Genomic DNA, 17,386 nt, shown 5'->3' with positions numbered 1-17,386 from the left:
GGTCCTTTATTGTTGACGGGCTAATTCAGCCAGCAGCGGCCAGCGTTTAATCGCGGCGGCCAGTTGTTCGCGCTGGGAAATATCGGCATAGTCGATTTCAGGCAGGGAAAATACCCGGCTAAGCACCAAAAAATCGTTCTGGAATGTGTAACCCAGAGTCGGGTCAGATTGCGTAACGGGTTCATTTTTTTTCATGTTGGCCCGATCCCAGTTGCATATAAAATGATGTAAGAAGACACAAGGCATCGTGCCCAAGAAAGTGCGTTTACATGCTAAATCTGATGTTCTTTAATTTCAATGTTAGGTTTATTTCTCGGCTTTCGCTAGTAAACTGAGTTACAGATAAATTCGCTGCAAGAGGGACACCGTGAACCCCATATTTTCTATCGGCATCCAATCATTATGGGACGAATTGCGTCACATGCCTGTGGGCGGGGTCTGGTGGCTAAATACCGACCGCGAGCAGGACGCCCTGAGCCTGCTCAACCAAACCCTTGCTGCGCAGGATAAAGCGGCGAAAGTCGCGGTAGCGGGCATGGGTCACGACCTGCGAAATGTCATTAAATTAGATAAAAATCACGGTCCGGAGAAAGTCGAGCTCTTTTCCATGCCAAAAGAGGAAAATAGTCTATACTTTTTCACCCGCGATTTACTCAGCTCTATTGACCCGGACAAATATTTAGTGTTCCTGCTCTGTGCTAATAATGCATGGCAGAATATTCCTGCGCCTAAATTACGCAAATGGTTAGAAAAAACTCAAGCCTGGGCGAAATATAATAATTGCACCCTGATGGTAATTAACCCCGGCAGCAACAATGACAAGCAATCCTCGATTCTGATGAGTGAATATCGCTCGCTTTTTGGTCTGGCGAGCCTGCGCTATCAGAATGGTATCCCGCTATATGATGTAGCGTGGTGGTGTAATGAAAAAGGGATCAGCGCCCGTCAGCAATTACTGCTCACCGAAGTTGAAGGTCAATGGCAATTAGCCAAACAGGAAGAGGCTTCCGTTCAGCCGCGCAGCGATGAAAAAAGGGTTTTAAGTAATGTCGCCGTGCTGGAGGGCGCGCCGCCGCTCTCTGAACACTGGAACCTGTTCGCCACCAACGAGGCGCTATTTGAAGAGGCGCGCGCCAGCCAGGCGGCGACGCTGATTTTCGTCCTCGCGCAAAATAGCCAAATCGACGGCCTTGCGCGCCAGATCCACACCCTGCGCCGTCAGCGCGGCAACAACCTCAAAATTATCGTGCGTGAAACCATCGCCAGCCTGCGTGCCACCGATGAGCGCCTGCTGCTCGGCTGCGGTGCGAATATGGTGATCCCGTGGAACGCCCCGCTGTCGCGCTGCTTAACGCTGATTGAGAGCGTGCAGGGGCAGCAGTTTACGCGGCTGGTGCCGGAAGATATCTCCACCTTGCTGTCGATGACGCAGCCGCTGAAGCTGCGCGGCTTCCAGCCGTGGGAAGTGTTTTGCGATGCGGTGAGCAATATGGTCAACAACACGCTGCTGCCGCCGGATGGCAAAGGGGTGCTGGTCGCGCTGCGCCCGGTGCCGGGCATTCGCGTTGAGCAGGCGCTGACGCTCTGCCGGCCAAACCGCGTCGGCGATATTGTCAGCATGAGCGACAACCGGCTGGTGCTCTTCTTATCCTTCTGCCGGGTTAACGATCTCGATACCGCGCTGAACCACATCTTCCCGCTACCGACGGGCGATATCTTCTCAAACCGCATGGTGTGGTTCGAAGATAACCAGATTGCCGCCGAAGTGGTGCAGATGCGCGCCCTGCCGCCGGAGCGCGCCTCGAAGCCGCTGCCCGCCACCCGTCAGGAGAAGAAGTTGATTAATGCCGAACACGATGGCACCAGCTGGCGTCGTATTCCCCAACCGCACCGGTTATTAAGCGATGTGACGGAGCCCTCCTCATGATGTCAATCAGCGATATTATTCAGCTTATCGTGCTTTGCGCGCTGATCTTCTTTCCGCTGGGCTACCTTGCGCGCCACTGGCAGCGCCCGTTACGTACCGCGCTCCGTTTAACTTTTACTAAACCCCGCTATGTAAAACCGATTGGCGTTTTACGCAGGGATCCGCACGCCAAGGCAGACCGTAAACATGACAAATAATACGATCCCCTCTTCTGCGCCGTCGCCGCTGTGGCAATACTGGCGCGGCCTTTCCGGCTGGAACTTCTACTTCCTGGTGAAGTTTGGCCTGCTGTGGGCAGGCTATCTTAACTTCCACCCGATGTTGAACCTGGTATTTATGGCGTTTCTGCTGGTGCCGCTGCCGCGCCTGAGCCTGCATCGCCTGCGCCACTGGGTGGCGATCCCGCTTGGTTTTGCCCTTTTCTGGCACGACACCTGGCTGCCTGGGCTTGAAAGTATGATGAGCCAGGGCACGCAGGTGGCGGGCTTTAGCGCTGATTATCTGCTCGATCTGGTGACGCGCTTTATCAACTGGCAGATGATTGGCGCGGTGTTTGTGCTGCTGGTGGCGTGGCTCTTTTTGTCGCAGTGGATACGCGTCACGGTGTTCGTGGTGGCGATCATGATCTGGCTGAACGTGCTGACCTTAACCGGCCCGGCCTTTAATCTCTGGCCCGGCGGCCAGCCGACTACCACGGTTACCACTACCGGCGGTTCGCAGGCAGCAACGGTTGCCGCTGCGGGCAATACGCCGGTAGTCGGCGATATTCCGGCGCAAACGGCACCGCCAACCTCGGAAAACCTCAACGCGTGGCTCGCCAGCTTCTACGCGGCGGAAGAGAAGCGTCAAACCACCTTCCCGACGCAGCTTCCTGCCGATGCGCAGCCGTTCGATCTGCTGTTTATTAATATCTGCTCCCTGTCGTGGGCCGATATTGAAGCCGCCGGTCTGGCGTCGCACCCGCTCTGGTCGCACTTCGATATTGAGTTTAAAAACTTTAACTCGGCGACCGCCTACAGCGGCCCGGCAGCGATTCGCCTGCTGCGCGCTAGCTGCGGTCAGCCGTCGCATAAGAATCTCTATCAGCAGGCGAATAACCAGTGCTATCTCTTTGATAATCTGTCGAAACTCGGCTTTACCCAACAGCTGATGATGGATCATAACGGCGAGTTCGGCGGCTTCCTGAAAGAGGTGCGCGACAATGGCGGCATGCAGGCGCCGCTGATGAACCAGGCGGGGCTGCCGCCGACGCTGCTCTCCTTTGACGGCTCGCCGATTTTTGACGATACCGCGGTGCTTAACCGCTGGATGGAGTCAGACAGCTTCAAACAGGGCAAACCGACCGCTACCTTCTATAACCTGCTGCCGCTGCACGATGGCAACCACTATCCGGGCGATCGCAAAACGGCGGATTACAAACTGCGCGCGCAGAAGCTGTTTGATGAGCTGGATGCCTTCTTCACGCAGCTTGATAAGTCCGGGCGCAAAGTGATGGTAGTGCTGGTGCCGGAGCACGGCGCGGCGTTGCAGGGGGATAAGATGCAGGTTTCCGGCCTGCGCGATATTCCAAGCCCGTCGATTACCAACGTGCCGACGGCGATTAAGTTCTTCGGCATGAAAGCGCCGCACCAGGGCGCGCCGCTGGTGATTAACCAGCCGAGCAGCTTCCTGGCGGTGTCGGAGATTGTCACCCGCGTGCTGGATGGCAAAATCTTCACCCAGGATAGCGTCGACTGGGATAAGTTGATTGGCAACCTGCCGCAAACCGCGCCGGTATCGGAGAACGCCAATGCGGTGGTGATCCAGTACCAGAACAAGCCGTATGTGCGGCTCAACGGCGGCGACTGGGTGCCCTATCCGCAGTAACGCTCTTGCCTGATGGCGCTGCGCTTATCAGGCCTACGAAAACCGCTCCGGTGGTATTTGCAGGCCCGGTAAGCCATCAGCCATCAACACCGCACTTTCCGTAGGCCGGGTAAGGCATAGCCACCACCCGGCATCAGGCACCACCCACCCAGACCGCACGTTACGTAGGCCGGGTAAGGCAAAGCCGCCACCCGGCATCAGGCACCGCCCATCCAGATCGCACATTACGTAGGCCGGGTAAGGCAAAGCCGCCACCCGGCATCAGGCACCACCCATCCATACCGCACTCTCCGTAGGCCGGGTAAGGCGTAGCCGCCACCCGGCATCAGGCACCACCCAACCAGACCGCACATTACGTAGGCCGGGTAAGGCAAAGCCGCCACCCGGCATCGGGCACCACCCACCCAGACCGCACATTACGTAGGCCGGGTAAGGCGTAGCCGCCACCCGGCATCAGGCACCACCCATCCAGACCGCACATTACGTAGGCCGGGTAAGGCGTAGCCGCCACCCGGCATCGGGCACCGCCCATCCACACCGCACACTCCGTAGGCCGGGTAAGGCAAAGCCGCCACCCGGCATCAGACCGCACCTGTTAACGCTGCTGTGCCAGCCAGACCAGCATCTTCAGGCTGGCGGAATAATAATCATCCTGGGCGGTGATCTGCGGCTCCCCCGTCGGTTCGCCAACGGTTAAATCCCGCACCGCCAATAACCCCTCATTCATGTTGTAAGGCGCATTCTCGTTGTTGGTCACATTGACCCACGCCGGTGTTTTGCTGCGCTCAAACCCCTGCCACCAGCTGCGCCACGGCGTCAACAACTCGCTCTGCGGATTGTGCCAGGCGATGTAGAGCGGCACGCGAATGGCATCGTAACTCATACGTGGCGGCCACTCCGTTGCCGGGCTAAAGGTACCGTCCGCCGAGAGCGACACCCAGTCGGTCGGCAGGCGCGGTTTACCGAAGGCCATCTTGCCCACCATTTTTTGCCCGTCATCAATCAGCTGCTGCCAGATCACCCGGTGGCTGCGGTTGGCGAAATCCTGCCACGCCGGGAAGATAAAGTAGGAGGGGTTCAGCGTCACGCGGCTGTTGAGATTAAAGCCTTTCGCCCCCGGCAACATTACGTGATAGCCAGCAAAGGTGGTCACAGTATGTTTCAGCACCGCCTGGGTAATGGCGTCCGACGCGGCGGTATACGCGGGCAGATTCCAGCGCTCACCCGCCTTCAGCAACGCCCAGGCGATAAGGATATCGCCGTCGGTGGCATCGTTTTTATCGGCAATCGGATCGGCCTCCACCGGGTTATAGCGCCAGTAAAAGAGGCCGTTTTCCTTGTTTTGCAGCGTGGTATGCGTCCAGTGCCACATGCTGTCGAACGCCGCTTTATCGTTATTGCCGACCGCCATCAGCATGGCGAAACCCTGCCCTTCGGTGTGGGAGACGTTGTTATTGCCGGTATCGACAATCCGCCCGTCGGGCATTAAAAAGCGCGCTTTGTAGCTCTCCCAGGCGGTCGCGGCCTGCGACACGGTGGAAAAGAGCAGGCTGGTTAATATCACCATCGCGGCAAACAGGGGTTTAAACATAGCGAGTCTCACTCTGGGTTGGCGTAGCGAAAGAGAACATCCGAGACAGAATAGAGCGCTTCCCGGCTAAACACGAGGCGCGCATCGCCGCCCTGATCCTGCATCCAGCGGCCATAAAGCCCTTCAAGCACGGCGCAAAAGGCGTGACACCAGCGCGTCTGTTGCGCCTCATCGCGGGCGACGGGCAGCGCGCGGTGGCGAAAGGTCATGCCGCTGTCGCTGGCCTCAATATCAATTACGCCCCAGTTGAAGGCGGCAAGCCTTGTGTTGATCGCCGCTTCCAGCTCGCCGACGGTAGTTGATGCCATAAGCGGCATCTGCACGGCCAGCGTCTCGCCCATCTGGCGCAAAAACGGCAGGCTCTGCGCTTCGCCGACGTTTCTCGCCATGCCATCGACCATCACGCTAAGCAGATCAAACCAGCCCGGCGGCGTCTGCTGTTGCTGATGCCAGGCCAGTTCAGGGGACAGGTTGGTGGTCATTATTTCTCTCCCAACATATACCGCAGCCAGAGGCCTGCGGTGCTTTCGTTATAACTGCCGAAGGTGTCGTACCCGACGTTGCCGCCCACCGACATATTTTTGTTCACGTTGTAATCCAGCCCGGCGCGGAAGTTGTAGCCGATGCCGTTTTGCGACGAGCCACGATACTGCGCCTCTTTGATAAAGCCGAGCGCCGCCAGTTGCTCCAGCATCCCCTGCGCCTGCGGAGAAGTCGGGAAGTAGTCGCTCTTATCCTGGGTGTAGGATTGATACCCCACCGCCCCGCCGAGGCGCACTCTCCAGTTATCGATCTTCTGCGTGAAGTCGACCGGCAGCGAGACGCTGACGTAGTTCTGCGGGCTGAAGTAACCGCCCTGGCCGAAGGTGAAGTAGCTGAGGTTTTTCGCGTAATCCATCCAGCTAATACTCAGCCCGGTTTGTAGCTGGCGGAAATCATCATGCCACGGGCGTAGATAGACCCCGGCGTTCGCGTTGAGGCTGCGGTTGCTGGCGACGTTTTCGCCGAGATAGCTGTAGCCACCGCCGCCAACATAGAACCCGGCATCGCCATCATCGTAGCTCAGTTGCGCGCTACCGCCGTTTTTGGTCACCCGTCCCCAGCGCTCGCCGGAGAACTTATCCTGCAAGCCAACGTAGGAGAGCAGGCTGTCGGTCACCGCGCGGCGTTCGCCGGTAAGGATCAGCGTCAGGTAGTTGGTCAGCTTCGGCGACCATTTTACGCCGCCCACCAGTGTGCTGAGATCTTCCCCCAGCGGCGTGGTGCCGATATCGAACTTATAGCCCTCGCCGCTCAGCGCCATATTCAGCTCGACGCCGCTGCCGTTCTGCGCATCGGTCGAGGTGCGGATCGGATCGTTATAATTTTTCTTGTAGGTCGACTCGCTCAGGCTCTGTAAACGGCTTGAGCCGAGCAGCGTGCTGAGGTTGTCGAAACCCTCTGCGGTAAAGGGCGATAGTTTCCCGGCGTCGGCGTAGCGGGCCAGATCGGCGAACTTATCGCTGCCGTCGGTGGCGGTTGAACCGTTGGCCGTTTTGATGGAAGTCGCCAGATTGGTCGCCGCATCCGCCAGCGGGTTACTGCCGTAGCGCCGCCAGGCATCGCCCGATGCGCTGCCGGAACTGAGGGAAACCGGCGTGGCGGTCAACTCAAAGCGCGACTCGCCAAACGGCGAGCTGGACCAGGTAAGCGGCGCTTTCGCCTCCGTAAGCTTGCTGGTGCCCGTCTCGCCATCGCGCCCGCGGATCGCCACCCCGCCCTGCAACCACATGCCGGTTTTCTCGTTCATCTGCTGCATCATCTCGTCCACCTGGCGCAGGGTGCGGCTTTGCGTCGTCTCGATCGGCAGATCGGTTCGTGCGGTACCTGGCAGCTGGCTCCCCGGCTCGCGCGCCGTCTGCGCCACCTGCCACGGCATAGCTTGCCCGTAAGGCGACGGCGTTTTACTGGTAGTGGTGAAGGGGTTATCCGCCAGCAGTACACCGCCGAGGGTTGGCGTGCCGGTGCCGTTGCTCTCCTCCAGCCCGACCAGCTTGCCGCGCGCGCTGCGTAAATAGGTCATCGCCTGCTGGTGGTTGCCTTTCGCCTCCTCCAGCCGCGCCAGTAACAGCAAACGGTCCGGCGTATTGTCGCTGCGCAGGCCGCTGGCGAGGGTTTGCGCTTTCTCGACGTTGTTCTCTGCAAGCGCGACATCAATCGCGCCGACGCGCGCCGCCTGATCGTCGCTGTCGCGGGTCATCAGGTAGTCATAGAGCACGCCCGCCTCTTTGTTCATCTTGCCGGACTGATACAAGCGCCCCATGGCGAACATCAAATCGGTGTTCTGCGGGTCGTTTTGCAATGCGCGGATCAGCGTGTCGTACGCCGCAGCGTAGTTCCCCTGCTCGCGCAGCCTGTCGGCCTCGTTGATGACATAGCCGTTGCGTACCCCGGCAAGCTGCGCTGGCGTGCTGCGCGCCTGCATCTCGGGGCTTTCAACAAATGTCTGCGCTTCGGCGTTCAGTCCCGCCTGGTTGAGCACGGCAATCTGATCGGCATAATCCCCGGCGTTGCCCTGCACGCCCTGGCGCATATTGCCGCGCACCAGCGCCACCGCAGAAGTAAGATCGCCGCTGCGCGCCAGCATGCGCGCCAGTTTTCCGGCATCGACGGGGCTTACGGGCGAGGTTTGCGCCAGCGCTTTCAGGGTGTTGGCGGCAGCGGTCATATTGCCCTGCGCCAGATAACGCTCGGCGGTGACCATCTGTAAGTTGTAGTTAGCCCGCTGCGCCAGCTCGCGCATCTGCGCCGTCTGGCTGGCAGGCGAAATGCGCCCCAGCAATGCGCTGGCCTGCTGCCAGCCGCCCTGCTCACTGGCAAACAGCGCGGCGGCATAGAGGGCACTGGCCCCTGCCCCCTGACGCTGCGCGGGCAGCATCACATTCGCCGCCTCGTTCGCCTGCCCGGCCTGCACCAGCAGACGCGCCAGATCGAGACGCAGCCAGCCATCATCCGGTAAGCGCGCCACGCCCTGGCGCAGCACGGCAATCGCCTGCTCACGCTTGCCGCTTGCCGCCAGCTGTTGCGCTTCGCGGCGCAGCGGATCGCCAGGCGTGCCGCTCACCGTGCGCGGTTGCAGCTTTGCCTGTAGCGCGGCGGGCAAGGTGCGCAGAATAGTTTGCGCCTCGGCGGTTTTGTTCTGCTCACGTAACACGTAGTAGAGATTTTCCCGCGCCGGAGCGTTTTGCGGCTCGCTATTCAGCACGCCGCGCAGCGCCTGCTCCGCCTGCGGGTAATCTTTGTTCTGGCGCAGGACATCGGCACGAAACAGCTTCGCCGCCGTGCCGCGATCGCCGTTCTGCTCTGCCAGCGGCGCGGAGATCGCCAGCGCCTGGCTGAGGTTCCCCTCTTTCAGCGCCTGCTGCGCCTGCGCCAGCTGCCCATAAAAGGCGGCATCTTCCGCCTGTGCCCGGCGCTCGTCAGACGCGTCGCCGCCCTGGCTTGCCGCCCGGCTCAGATACTGCGCCGCCGCCTGGTAATCACCGTTGCGCTGGGCGATATAACCCATGCCCGCCAGCGCGTCGGCATCCTGCGGGTTGGTTTGCAGCACCTGGGCAAACTGGCGCTTTGCCGCGCTGCTGTCGCCGCTGTTCAGCGCCTCAAAGCCTGCGCCCTTCGCCCGGCCGCCGATGCTTTTGCGATACCAGGCCTGCATTTCACTGTCGTCCGAGTGGCGCTGCAACCAGGTGTCGTAGAAGCGTTCATCACCCGCCTGCGGCGCGAGCCACAACAGCGCCTGGCGCAGCCCCTCGTCGGCCTCTTTGCTGCCGCCCGCCATCGGCTCCAGTGCCAGCATCCCTTCGCGGCGCGTCGCCTCTTGCCAGGTGAGCAGTTTGCCGAGCGCAATGCGCGCGGCGTTATCCTGCGGATGCTGCTCAACCAGCGCACGCAACTGCGCCAGCGCCTGTGGGTAGAGGCTTTTGTCGCTCGCCATGGTGAGGTAATACTCCGGCGCCAGGCTCTGCGGCGGCGTATCGCCGTTAAACAGGCCGTGCCAGGTCTCCAGCGCCGCCGGAATATTGCCGCTGCGCGCCTGCTGCCGCGCGAGGGTTAGCTGCCCCTGCGGCACCTGCGCCAGCGCGTTGGCGTTATCGAGTGCTTGCAGGCTGCCATCGGCCGGGGCGGTTTGTACCAGCCGCGCGCGCCACTGCGCAGCGCTTTTCAGATCGCCATTTTGCTGCGCCCACAGCGCCAGTAGGTAGAGCGCCTGGGTGTTGTTGGTATCGACCATCAACACCTTTTGCAGCGACGCCGTCGCCAGATCGTCATGGGATTTTTCATGCCAGTAGTTGGCCTGATCAAACAGCGCTTTTAACGCCGCCGGGTTAGACGCGGCCTGCGCCTGGCCGAGCGCTGCGAAGCTGAGCGCGCCGGAGAGGCAAAATAACGCGGTGATCTTTTTCATTTCTGCTTCTCCGGGTTGAGTCGTTTACGCTCGCGCTGTTTCAGGGTGCGGTAGAGCAGCCCGCCCACCAGCGCGCCCAGCAGCAGGCCGAGCAGCGCCAATAGCGCCGAGTGCTGGTTGGCATACCAGATAATCATCATCTGCGGCGGCATCTCGCCGCTCGGGAACTGCTCGCCGACGCGGAAACTGCGCACGCCGTTCTCATCGGTGATGATCGCCGCATCGCCGCGAATCCCGGCGTTGATCGTCGCCGAGGAGAGATCGTCATGCAGCTGCGCCAGCTGGGCGTCACTGCTGCCGAGCGCCAGCACGACCAGCCGTTTGCTGCTCCACGGCGAACGGAAGCTGACAAAACCGCGCCACGCTTCGTTGGAGGAGAAGTAGCGATCCGCCTCCAGCCCGTCGGCGGCCCAGTCGCCCATCATCCAGCGCTGCGCCTTCTGCCACGCGCTGGGTTTACGCACGCCGAGCGTGCTGTCATGGGCGGTGAAAGGTGAGTCCGCGAGCAGCGCGCGGTTAAATGCATGCTGATCCATGCCGCTTATCGCCAGCACATCGCGGTTTTCCAGCACTTCACGCGCCTTGTCGCCGGAGGGCATGCCGAGCAGCACGCGGTTGTGGGTTAGTGCCGTGCCGGTGGCGTTACCGGCGCGCGCCGCCATATCAAGCAGTGTCGCGAGTTGCGTTTCGCTCGGCGCGGGCGGCAGCATCAGCACCGTTTCGGCGTAGTCCGCCAGCCGGGTAAAGGGGAATGACGCGCCGACAAAGTAGGAGAGATTGGGCAGCAGCGCGAAGTGGCGTGTATGGCTGAGATCGATCCACGAATGCTCGTCGATGCGGCTCTTGATGTTGTTGTTCAGCAAGGTGCTGCACGGCGCATCCGCCTTCGGCACGATATTGAAGTAGAGGGAGAGTTGGTTGTCGCCATAGATCATGTAAGGCTCAAGCGGCATATCAAACTGCTCCTGGCGGGCATCGCCACCGAGCTTGTGCCACAGCTTCTCCAGCGCGCCCTGTTTGTTCACCGGCAGGTTGTGCAGGAAGGTGTTGTTAAGCGTCATGCTCAGCCACGAGCGCTCTTCATCGATCCAGTTTTCGGTCGGGAAGCGGTAACCGATATGCAGCGGAATGGTCTCGCCGTCCCACAAAAAGAGATCCGGCGCGGCGCGAAACGCGACCTGTAACGACGGGTGCCAGATGCCGGTGGCGGTCAAACTTTGATCCTTGCGGATCAGTTCCGAGAGCATTACCGGACGATCGGTGGCGATCCAGCGCGGCGCATCATAGGGTTGGCTCAGCGGCAGCGTCTGCGCGGCGACTTCTGTGGCAGCCGTCTGCGCATTGAACTCGCCGCGCGTCAGCCGCCAGGCCGCCGCCCGCAGCGCTTCATCATCTTTGCCCACCACCAGCAGCAGCTTATAGACCGGGTTAGCCGGGTTATCGATGATCTTCAGCAGCGGCTGTTGGCTCTGCGGCAGCATCAGGCCGCCGATCTGCTCACCCGGGTGACCAATCAGAATGCCGTTCTTCTCCGGCAGCCGGTCGTGGTAAGCGGCAAAGGCGACGCCGCGATAATCGGCCTGAATGCCTAACCATGAGGCAATCAGCGCCCCGGCGCTAAGCGCGTCAGGGCTCAGTTTCGCCGAAAAAGCGATGGCGATGGCGGCAGGCGTCATCTGCATGCTGTCGAAAAAGGGGCGCGGGAAATGGCTGAGATCGGCACCAATATCGAGCTGCTGCCCCTCCAGCTCAAAGCGCGAGTCCGGCAGAATGGTCACATACCTTTTGGTGTCGGCATCGCGCTGGCACTGCGCGGCGTCACCGCCGTTAATTTTAAAGCTGAGGTTATTGCTGGAAACCATCAGCGCCGCCGGGACATCGAGCTGGTAGCGGGCGGTATCGCCTTCGACGGCGCTCAGCGGCACGGTGCCGAGCGGTTGCCCGTTCAGCATCAGTTGCAGCGTGGCGTTCGCCGCCGCCAGCGCCGGGGAGATTTTCAGGTTCAGCGCCAGCCGCGCGTTAGTGACTACCTGATCGATCGGCAGCGTGAAATCGACGCCGCCCTGGAACTGACCGCCGCTGAGCGTCAGGCCCTGCGGTTGGCCCATCTGCGCCAGCGACACGCTCTCAACGCGTGAGGGGGCAAAAGCGGAGACCGCGGGCAGTAGCGCGTCAACGGCCGTCGGTTCGCTGTGCAGCGGTGCGGTAACCAGCGCGCTCGCCAGCAGGGTAAGTAAGGTGAGACGTTTCATACCCGGCTCTCCTCCTGCACTTTTTCGGCGCGCAGGCGGCGGTTTTCGCGCCGCGAACGCCAGGTGAGCCAGAAGAGGTCAAAAACGCAGCGCACAATGGTCAACATCGAGCGGAACGGGTTGTCCTGCGGTTTCGGCGGGTGGATCCACGCATCGGCACGCGCCAGCACCACGCGCACCAGTTCGCGGCGGCGCGCCAGCGGAATATCATTAAACTTCAAGCGGATGGCGTTCTCATCGCTGGCGACGGTCTGCACCGGCAGGGCAATAGCTCCGGAGTGCAGCAGCAGTTCGATCTCCTCGATCTCATCGTTCAGGTGACGATCGTCCGGGGCGACAATGCGGCAACCGCCCATCGACAGATCCGCCGTCTGGCTGCGGGAGACAATGCCGCTGGCGTAGTGGATCAGCACCGGGATTTCGACCTCAATGCGGATGGTTTTACGGGTTTGCCGCGTTTCGCGCGCCACCGCAATCGCCGCCAGCAGGAAGATGAGGCTGTATAACCCCCAGCCGACGTTGAGGGCAATCACGCGCGGATCGACGCCGAAGTAGTCGTGGGCGCAGGCGCGGACAATCCCGGCGATCACCCCTGCGCCGAGCAGCAGAGCGATAATCAGGTGCGGGCGCACCACGCTGAAGTCGAAGTAGCCGACATTAAGCAGACCGCCTTTGTCGGTGACGTTGAATTTGCCGCGTTTCGGAAAGAGCATGGTGACCGCCGTCGGCAGCACAATGTGGAAGGCGAGCACGAGGTCGTAAATCTCGCCCCAGAAGCTGTAGCGAAAGCGCCCATTGAGTCGCGAGTTCACATACACCGCCAGAAACAGGTGCGGCAGCGCGTAGGCGAAAATCAGGCTCGCCGAAGAGTGAATGATGTTGAGGTTAAAGAGTAAGTAGGCCAGCGGCGCGGTTAAGAAGGCGATGCGCGGCAGGGCAAACTGGTAATAGAGCATCGCACTCAGGTAGCAGAGCCGCTGTTGCAGCGTCAGCCCGCGCCCGAGCAGCGGGTTGTCGAGACGGAAGATCTGCGTCATACCGCGCGCCCAGCGGGTACGCTGGATCACATGCAGCACCAGCCGCTCCGTCGCCAGCCCTGCTGCCAGCGGGATATCAATAAACGCCGAGCCCCAGCCAAGACGCTGCAACTTGAGCGCGGTGTGGGCATCTTCGGTCACGGTTTCGACCGCAAAGCCGCCAATCTGATCGAGCGCGCTGCGGCGAATCACGGCGCAGGAGCCGCAGAAGAAGGTGGCGTTCCAGTTGTCATTCCCCTGCTGGATCGGGCCGTAGAAGAGCGCCCCTTCGTTGGGAATATTGCGCCCGACCGAAAGATTACGCTCGAACGGATCCGGCGAGTAGAAGTAGTGCGGCGTCTGCACCAGCGCCAGTTTCGGATCTTGCAGAAAACCGCCGACAGTGGCCTGTAAAAAGATGCGCGTCGCCACGTGGTCGCAATCAAACACACAAATTAACTCGCCGTGGGTCAGCTTCATCGCATGGTTGAGGTTGCCCGCTTTCGCATGGGCATTGTCATTGCGCGTGATGTAGCCGACGCCGACATCGGCGGCAAATACCGCGAACTCGCTGCGTTTACCATCATCGAGCAGGTAGATCTTCAGTTTATCGCGCGGGTAGTCGAGGCACTGCGCCGCCAGCACCGTGTCGCGCACCACCTCCAGCGGCTCGTTATAGGAGGGGATATAGACATCGACAGTCGGCCACAGGCTGGTGTCATCCGGCAGCGGCACAATGTCGCGCTTCAGCGGCCAGGCGGTTTGCAGGTAGCTGAGCAGCAGCATCACCCAGACATAGACTTCAGCCAGAAACAGCCCCATGCCGAGCAGCGTTTCAATTTCTGAGTTGAAGTGCAGCGTCTGGGTCAGGCGAAAGTACATGTAGCGGGTGGAGAGCAGCACCGACATCGCCACCATCACCAGCGAGACGCTGCGCTTTTTACTGATAGTGCCCGCAATAAACAGCGCGCCGATGCTGATGAGACCAAAAATGTACTGCTTCTGGCTGTCCATCGGCGTGATGATCACCAACAGGGCGAGCGGCAGCATAACCAGCGCCAGCAGGAGAGAGAGGATTTTTTTCATAGTTGTCCTGACGCTTAAAGCCCCGACATGCGCGGCGAGCTGTGCAGCGTGCCGTCGCCGATGTTAACGCCCAGCATGCCAGCGGCGCGTTTGGCGATAAGCTCAATATCAAATGCCGCAGCCGAAGCCGGGCTGAAGTCGAACACCGACTGCTGTGAGGCGTTGGCTTCCACCACGCTTTCGTCGCGGTGCAGCACGCCGAGCAACTGGTTGCCGAGGCGCTGCTCCATAAATGCGGTGACATCACGGCTGATCTGGCGGCGATTATCGCTCTGGTTGAGCACCACAAAGTGGCCCGCTCTCTGGTTCAGCACGTCTCCGGTGAGGCGGTGGTTTTCAATCTGCGGCAGCAGTGAGAGCGAGGCGCTATCTGCCAGCAACGGAATAAGATGTAAATCGGCCTGCCGCGACAGGGCGGTTAACGCCGCCGAGGGGCCTGTCGGGAAGTCGGCGACAATAATCAGCCCCGGGTAGTTAAGCAGCGTGTTCAGCCCACGGGTGAGGAAGTGCTCATCATGGGTGAGGCGCTCCTCAAAGTCGCGGCGCTGTGCGTCGGTGGCATCGCCATAGGGCAGGACAAAAATATTGCCGCCGGCGGTGAGGACAAACTGGCTCCAGTCGGAGGCATCCGCAGCGCGGGCGACATAGCCGCGTGTGTCGGAGAGCGGCACGCCGAAGTGCAGGCGCAGGCTGTTTTGTACGTCGAAATCGAGCGCCAGCACTTTGCTGCCGTTGCGGGCCAGCGCATAGGCAAGGTTCGCCGCGAGGGTCGTTTTCCCTGTCCCGCCTTTCGGCGAGCAGATACAAATCAGCGGCATGCGGCAATCCTTTCTAACAACGGTTGTAGAGGCTGGTTTTTCTGGCTGCGCGGTTTAGTCTGCGCGGGCTTCGCGGCAAACAGTTGGTCGTATTGAATGCTGGCGTCACGCGGCGACGGCGTGGCTGAACGCTGCGCGGGAGGGCGCTCGGGTTGGCTGGCATTCGGGACTGGCGGGGCGCTTATTTGCGCCTCAGAGACGAAGAGTTCGCTATCAACAGGTTGTGGAACAGAAGAGGCGACATGCCCGCCCAGCGCCAGCCCGGCATTTTCATCGGCGGGCGCGAGCTGGTTGAGGATCGCCCAGCTACCCTGCTCGGCGGCGAGGGATTGGGTAGAGAGATCTTTGAAGGCGTGATGCTGTTTGCCGCTCTTCTCCCTGAATCTCTGCAAATCATCATAATGCTTCATGGTTGAATCCGTGATTTACGCAATAAACGAGTACTCCCCACCAGCAGGAGAGGCTCTTCTGCCACGCGTAGGGTGATGAATGTTTTTATTGGCGGTGCTTTTTATGAGGGTACAGGTGAATGAAACGGCGATGACCTGCGGCCTGCGGTTGCGCTAGTAATTTTAGTGGCACTAATTCGCGCTTTAACTGGCACTAAATATATAAACAATGCTGCTGTTTGCATCTTTTTTTTTAGGTACGAAGAGAGGTGACAGCGTTAATCGCTGCCAATAAACAGACGGGCGATATTTATACTAATACCAAAGTTAAATCAGATTATTTAAACAGCGAACCGGGGCGAGAAAAGAGCATAAACAGAATAATGCAGCACGAAGAGCCTCTGAAACCGCGTAGGCCTGATAAGCGAAGCGCCATCAGGCATTTTCTCCGCGGCACCAATTGCCGGATGGCGGCTGCGCCTTATCCGGCCTACGCAATCCGAGCTACTGAAACCGTGTAGGCCGGATAAGCGTTAGCGCCATCCGGCATTATTTCCGCGGCATCGATTGCCGGATGGCGGCTGCGCCTTATCCGGCCTACAAAAACGCGCTTTCAGCGACACTGGTGCGGCTTTATATCTGCGATATGACAGCGAGGGGGTTGTGTCCCCGCTGAAATCGGCGAACCGAAGCGGGATTGACAAGGGGAGCGCGGCTGTATGAACCGGGCACATAGGTAACACTTTAAACCGGGCACATGGGTAACAGGTTATAACGGTACGGTAAACAGCTGACGGAGGTTTACCGTGCCCTGGACTGAGACTGTTACCATGCAACGTTTGCAGTTTGTTGCGGCCTGCCTTGAAGGCAACCTCACGGTTGCCGAAGTGTGCCGCCGCTTTAATATCAGCCGTAAGACCGGCTACAAGTGGCTGGCCCGTTTTTCACCCGATGATGCCACCTCCCTCAGTGACCGTTCCCGGGCCCGCCATCACCAGAACGCAACGTCTGAACCCATGGTGAAGCTGCTGCTGGATACGAAGCAACAGCATCCCCTCTGGGGGCCTGAGAAGATAAGGCAGCGCCTTCTTAACCTGAACATCACCGGCGTTCCTGCCGCCAGTACCATTGGTGAGCTGTTCCGCAGTCATGGTCTGGTTAAAAAACGTAAGCCCCTCACCTTTAAGCCCACGAAGCGGCATGAGCTGCACGCTGCCGTGCGGCCAAACGATGTCTGGAGTGCCGATTTCAAGGGGCAGTTCACCCATGCCGGCGGCCGCTGGTGCCATCCCTTCACGCTGACCGATAACTGCAGCAGGATTGTGCTGGCCTGCGATGCCACCTATACGCCTGATGGCCGGTTTGTTATCCCCTGCCTTGAGCGGGTGTTCCGGGAATGCGGGATGCCGCAGGTGCTGCGTACGGACAACGGTCCTCCCTTTGCCGGGGCCGGTCTGTGGGGGCTGAGCCAGATGTCCGTATGGCTGATTAAATGTGGTGTCCTGCCGGAACGTATCCGGCCGGGTAAACCCACCGAAAACGGAAGACATGAGCGGATGCACCGCACCCTGAAGGATGCGCTGAAGCGACATGCGAAGTTCACTTCTCTTGAGGAGCAGCAGATCTGGATGGATGCATGGCGTCATGAATTTAATGAGATACGCCCCCACAGGGCGCTGGGCGGAAAAACACCCCGTTCGGTCTGGTATCCGTCAGAGCGCATCTTTACCGGCCCGCTGAAGGCAATGCCCGTACCGGATGATGCCCGGACACTGCGTGTCTCATTAAAAGGCGATTTATGCTTTAACAGCACACGGATATTTTTATCAGAAGCGCTGAGAGGAGAATGGGTATGGATGAAGCAGGTCGGGGAAGAGCTGGACGAAATAGGTTTTGGTGAACTGATACTGGCCCGGTACGACAGACGGAATCATCGTATAATCCGGGCCGACTGAAGCAAAAAGTGTCACCCATGTGACCGGTCAGATCTGTAACCC

At 60.0% G+C, this 17,386-nt stretch carries 12 protein-coding genes; 4 read left to right on the top strand and 8 right to left on the bottom strand.

Features of this window, described 5'->3' with window-relative positions; translation table 11 throughout:
- Window positions 1-6: 6 nt before the first annotated feature.
- A complete protein-coding gene (gene bcsR, locus ACWPW2_RS15585) occupies window positions 7-195 on the bottom strand; it encodes a cellulose biosynthesis protein BcsR (protein WP_023482010.1) in 189 nt (62 codons plus the stop codon).
- 172 nt (window positions 196-367) lie between these two features.
- Here bcsR and bcsE point away from each other — a divergent pair, with 172 nt between their 5' ends.
- From bcsE to bcsG, 3 genes are read left to right on the top strand one after another with little or no spacing between them, the layout of a single operon-like run.
- Window positions 368-1,927, top strand: coding sequence for a cellulose biosynthesis c-di-GMP-binding protein BcsE (gene bcsE / locus ACWPW2_RS15580; protein ID WP_454124020.1), 1,560 nt, complete (start codon window positions 368-370; stop codon window positions 1,925-1,927).
- The gene (bcsF, locus tag ACWPW2_RS15575; protein ID WP_023482035.1) at window positions 1,924-2,124 is read left to right on the top strand and encodes a cellulose biosynthesis protein BcsF; all 201 of its coding nucleotides are present in this window, start codon (window positions 1,924-1,926) and stop codon (window positions 2,122-2,124) included. Before bcsE ends, bcsF begins: the two co-directional genes overlap by 4 nt.
- Window positions 2,114-3,793: a cellulose biosynthesis protein BcsG gene (bcsG, locus tag ACWPW2_RS15570; protein WP_023481977.1), complete on the top strand. Its 1,680-nt coding sequence runs from the start codon at window positions 2,114-2,116 to the stop codon at window positions 3,791-3,793. The genes bcsF and bcsG overlap by 11 nt, the downstream gene beginning before the upstream one ends.
- A gap of 595 nt (window positions 3,794-4,388) precedes the next feature.
- On the opposite strand, the gene ACWPW2_RS15565 is transcribed toward bcsG, so the two are convergent.
- From ACWPW2_RS15565 to bcsO, 7 genes are read right to left on the bottom strand one after another with little or no spacing between them, the layout of a single operon-like run.
- Entirely contained in the window at window positions 4,389-5,384 is a 996-nt protein-coding gene (locus tag ACWPW2_RS15565) for a glycosyl hydrolase family 8 (RefSeq protein WP_454124017.1), read from the bottom strand.
- Window positions 5,385-5,392: 8 nt separating this feature from the next.
- Entirely contained in the window at window positions 5,393-5,869 is a 477-nt protein-coding gene (gene bcsD / locus ACWPW2_RS15560) for a cellulose biosynthesis protein BcsD (protein ID WP_454125240.1), read from the bottom strand.
- Window positions 5,866-9,828: a cellulose synthase subunit BcsC-related outer membrane protein gene (locus ACWPW2_RS15555; protein ID WP_454124015.1), complete on the bottom strand. Its 3,963-nt coding sequence runs from the start codon at window positions 9,826-9,828 to the stop codon at window positions 5,866-5,868. Before ACWPW2_RS15555 ends, bcsD begins: the two co-directional genes overlap by 4 nt.
- Entirely contained in the window at window positions 9,825-12,080 is a 2,256-nt protein-coding gene (gene bcsB, locus ACWPW2_RS15550; protein WP_454124013.1) for a cellulose biosynthesis cyclic di-GMP-binding regulatory protein BcsB, read from the bottom strand. The genes ACWPW2_RS15555 and bcsB overlap by 4 nt, the downstream gene beginning before the upstream one ends.
- Complete coding sequence (gene bcsA / locus ACWPW2_RS15545; protein WP_454124011.1) at window positions 12,077-14,182, bottom strand: UDP-forming cellulose synthase catalytic subunit; 2,106 nt, start codon at window positions 14,180-14,182, stop codon at window positions 12,077-12,079. Before bcsA ends, bcsB begins: the two co-directional genes overlap by 4 nt.
- Before the next feature lie 14 nt (window positions 14,183-14,196).
- Complete coding sequence (gene bcsQ / locus ACWPW2_RS15540; protein ID WP_454124009.1) at window positions 14,197-15,000, bottom strand: cellulose biosynthesis protein BcsQ; 804 nt, start codon at window positions 14,998-15,000, stop codon at window positions 14,197-14,199.
- Window positions 14,991-15,410 carry a cellulose biosynthesis protein BcsO gene (bcsO, locus tag ACWPW2_RS15535; protein WP_454124007.1) on the bottom strand — a complete coding sequence of 140 codons (420 nt, stop codon included), beginning with the start codon at window positions 15,408-15,410 and terminating at the stop codon, window positions 14,991-14,993. Before bcsO ends, bcsQ begins: the two co-directional genes overlap by 10 nt.
- A gap of 785 nt (window positions 15,411-16,195) precedes the next feature.
- On the opposite strand from bcsO, the gene ACWPW2_RS15530 reads away from it, so the two are divergent.
- Window positions 16,196-17,344, top strand: a complete 1,149-nt coding sequence (locus tag ACWPW2_RS15530) for an integrase core domain-containing protein (RefSeq protein WP_454121351.1) — start codon at window positions 16,196-16,198, stop codon at window positions 17,342-17,344.
- The last annotated feature ends 42 nt before the right edge of the window (window positions 17,345-17,386 follow it).

Source organism: Kosakonia sp. Marseille-Q7440, assembly GCF_965119485.1.
The sequence above is the reverse complement of the archived record's forward strand: the minus strand, read 5'-3'. Positions and strand labels throughout refer to the sequence as shown.

Excerpts from the sequence above, each read along its gene's own strand:
- bcsR (WP_023482010.1), bottom strand. The coding sequence starts at position 195 with ATGAAAAAAAATGAACCCGTTACGCAATCTGACCCGACTCTGGGTTAC.
- bcsF (WP_023482035.1), top strand. The coding sequence starts at position 1,924 with ATGATGTCAATCAGCGATATTATTCAGCTTATCGTGCTTTGCGCGCTG.
- bcsG (WP_023481977.1), top strand. The coding sequence starts at position 2,114 with ATGACAAATAATACGATCCCCTCTTCTGCGCCGTCGCCGCTGTGGCAA.
- ACWPW2_RS15565 (WP_454124017.1), bottom strand. The coding sequence starts at position 5,384 with ATGTTTAAACCCCTGTTTGCCGCGATGGTGATATTAACCAGCCTGCTC.
- ACWPW2_RS15555 (WP_454124015.1), bottom strand. The coding sequence starts at position 9,828 with ATGAAAAAGATCACCGCGTTATTTTGCCTCTCCGGCGCGCTCAGCTTC.
- bcsB (WP_454124013.1), bottom strand. The coding sequence starts at position 12,080 with ATGAAACGTCTCACCTTACTTACCCTGCTGGCGAGCGCGCTGGTTACC.
- bcsA (WP_454124011.1), bottom strand. The coding sequence starts at position 14,182 with ATGAAAAAAATCCTCTCTCTCCTGCTGGCGCTGGTTATGCTGCCGCTC.
- bcsQ (WP_454124009.1), bottom strand. The coding sequence starts at position 15,000 with ATGCCGCTGATTTGTATCTGCTCGCCGAAAGGCGGGACAGGGAAAACG.
- bcsO (WP_454124007.1), bottom strand. The coding sequence starts at position 15,410 with ATGAAGCATTATGATGATTTGCAGAGATTCAGGGAGAAGAGCGGCAAA.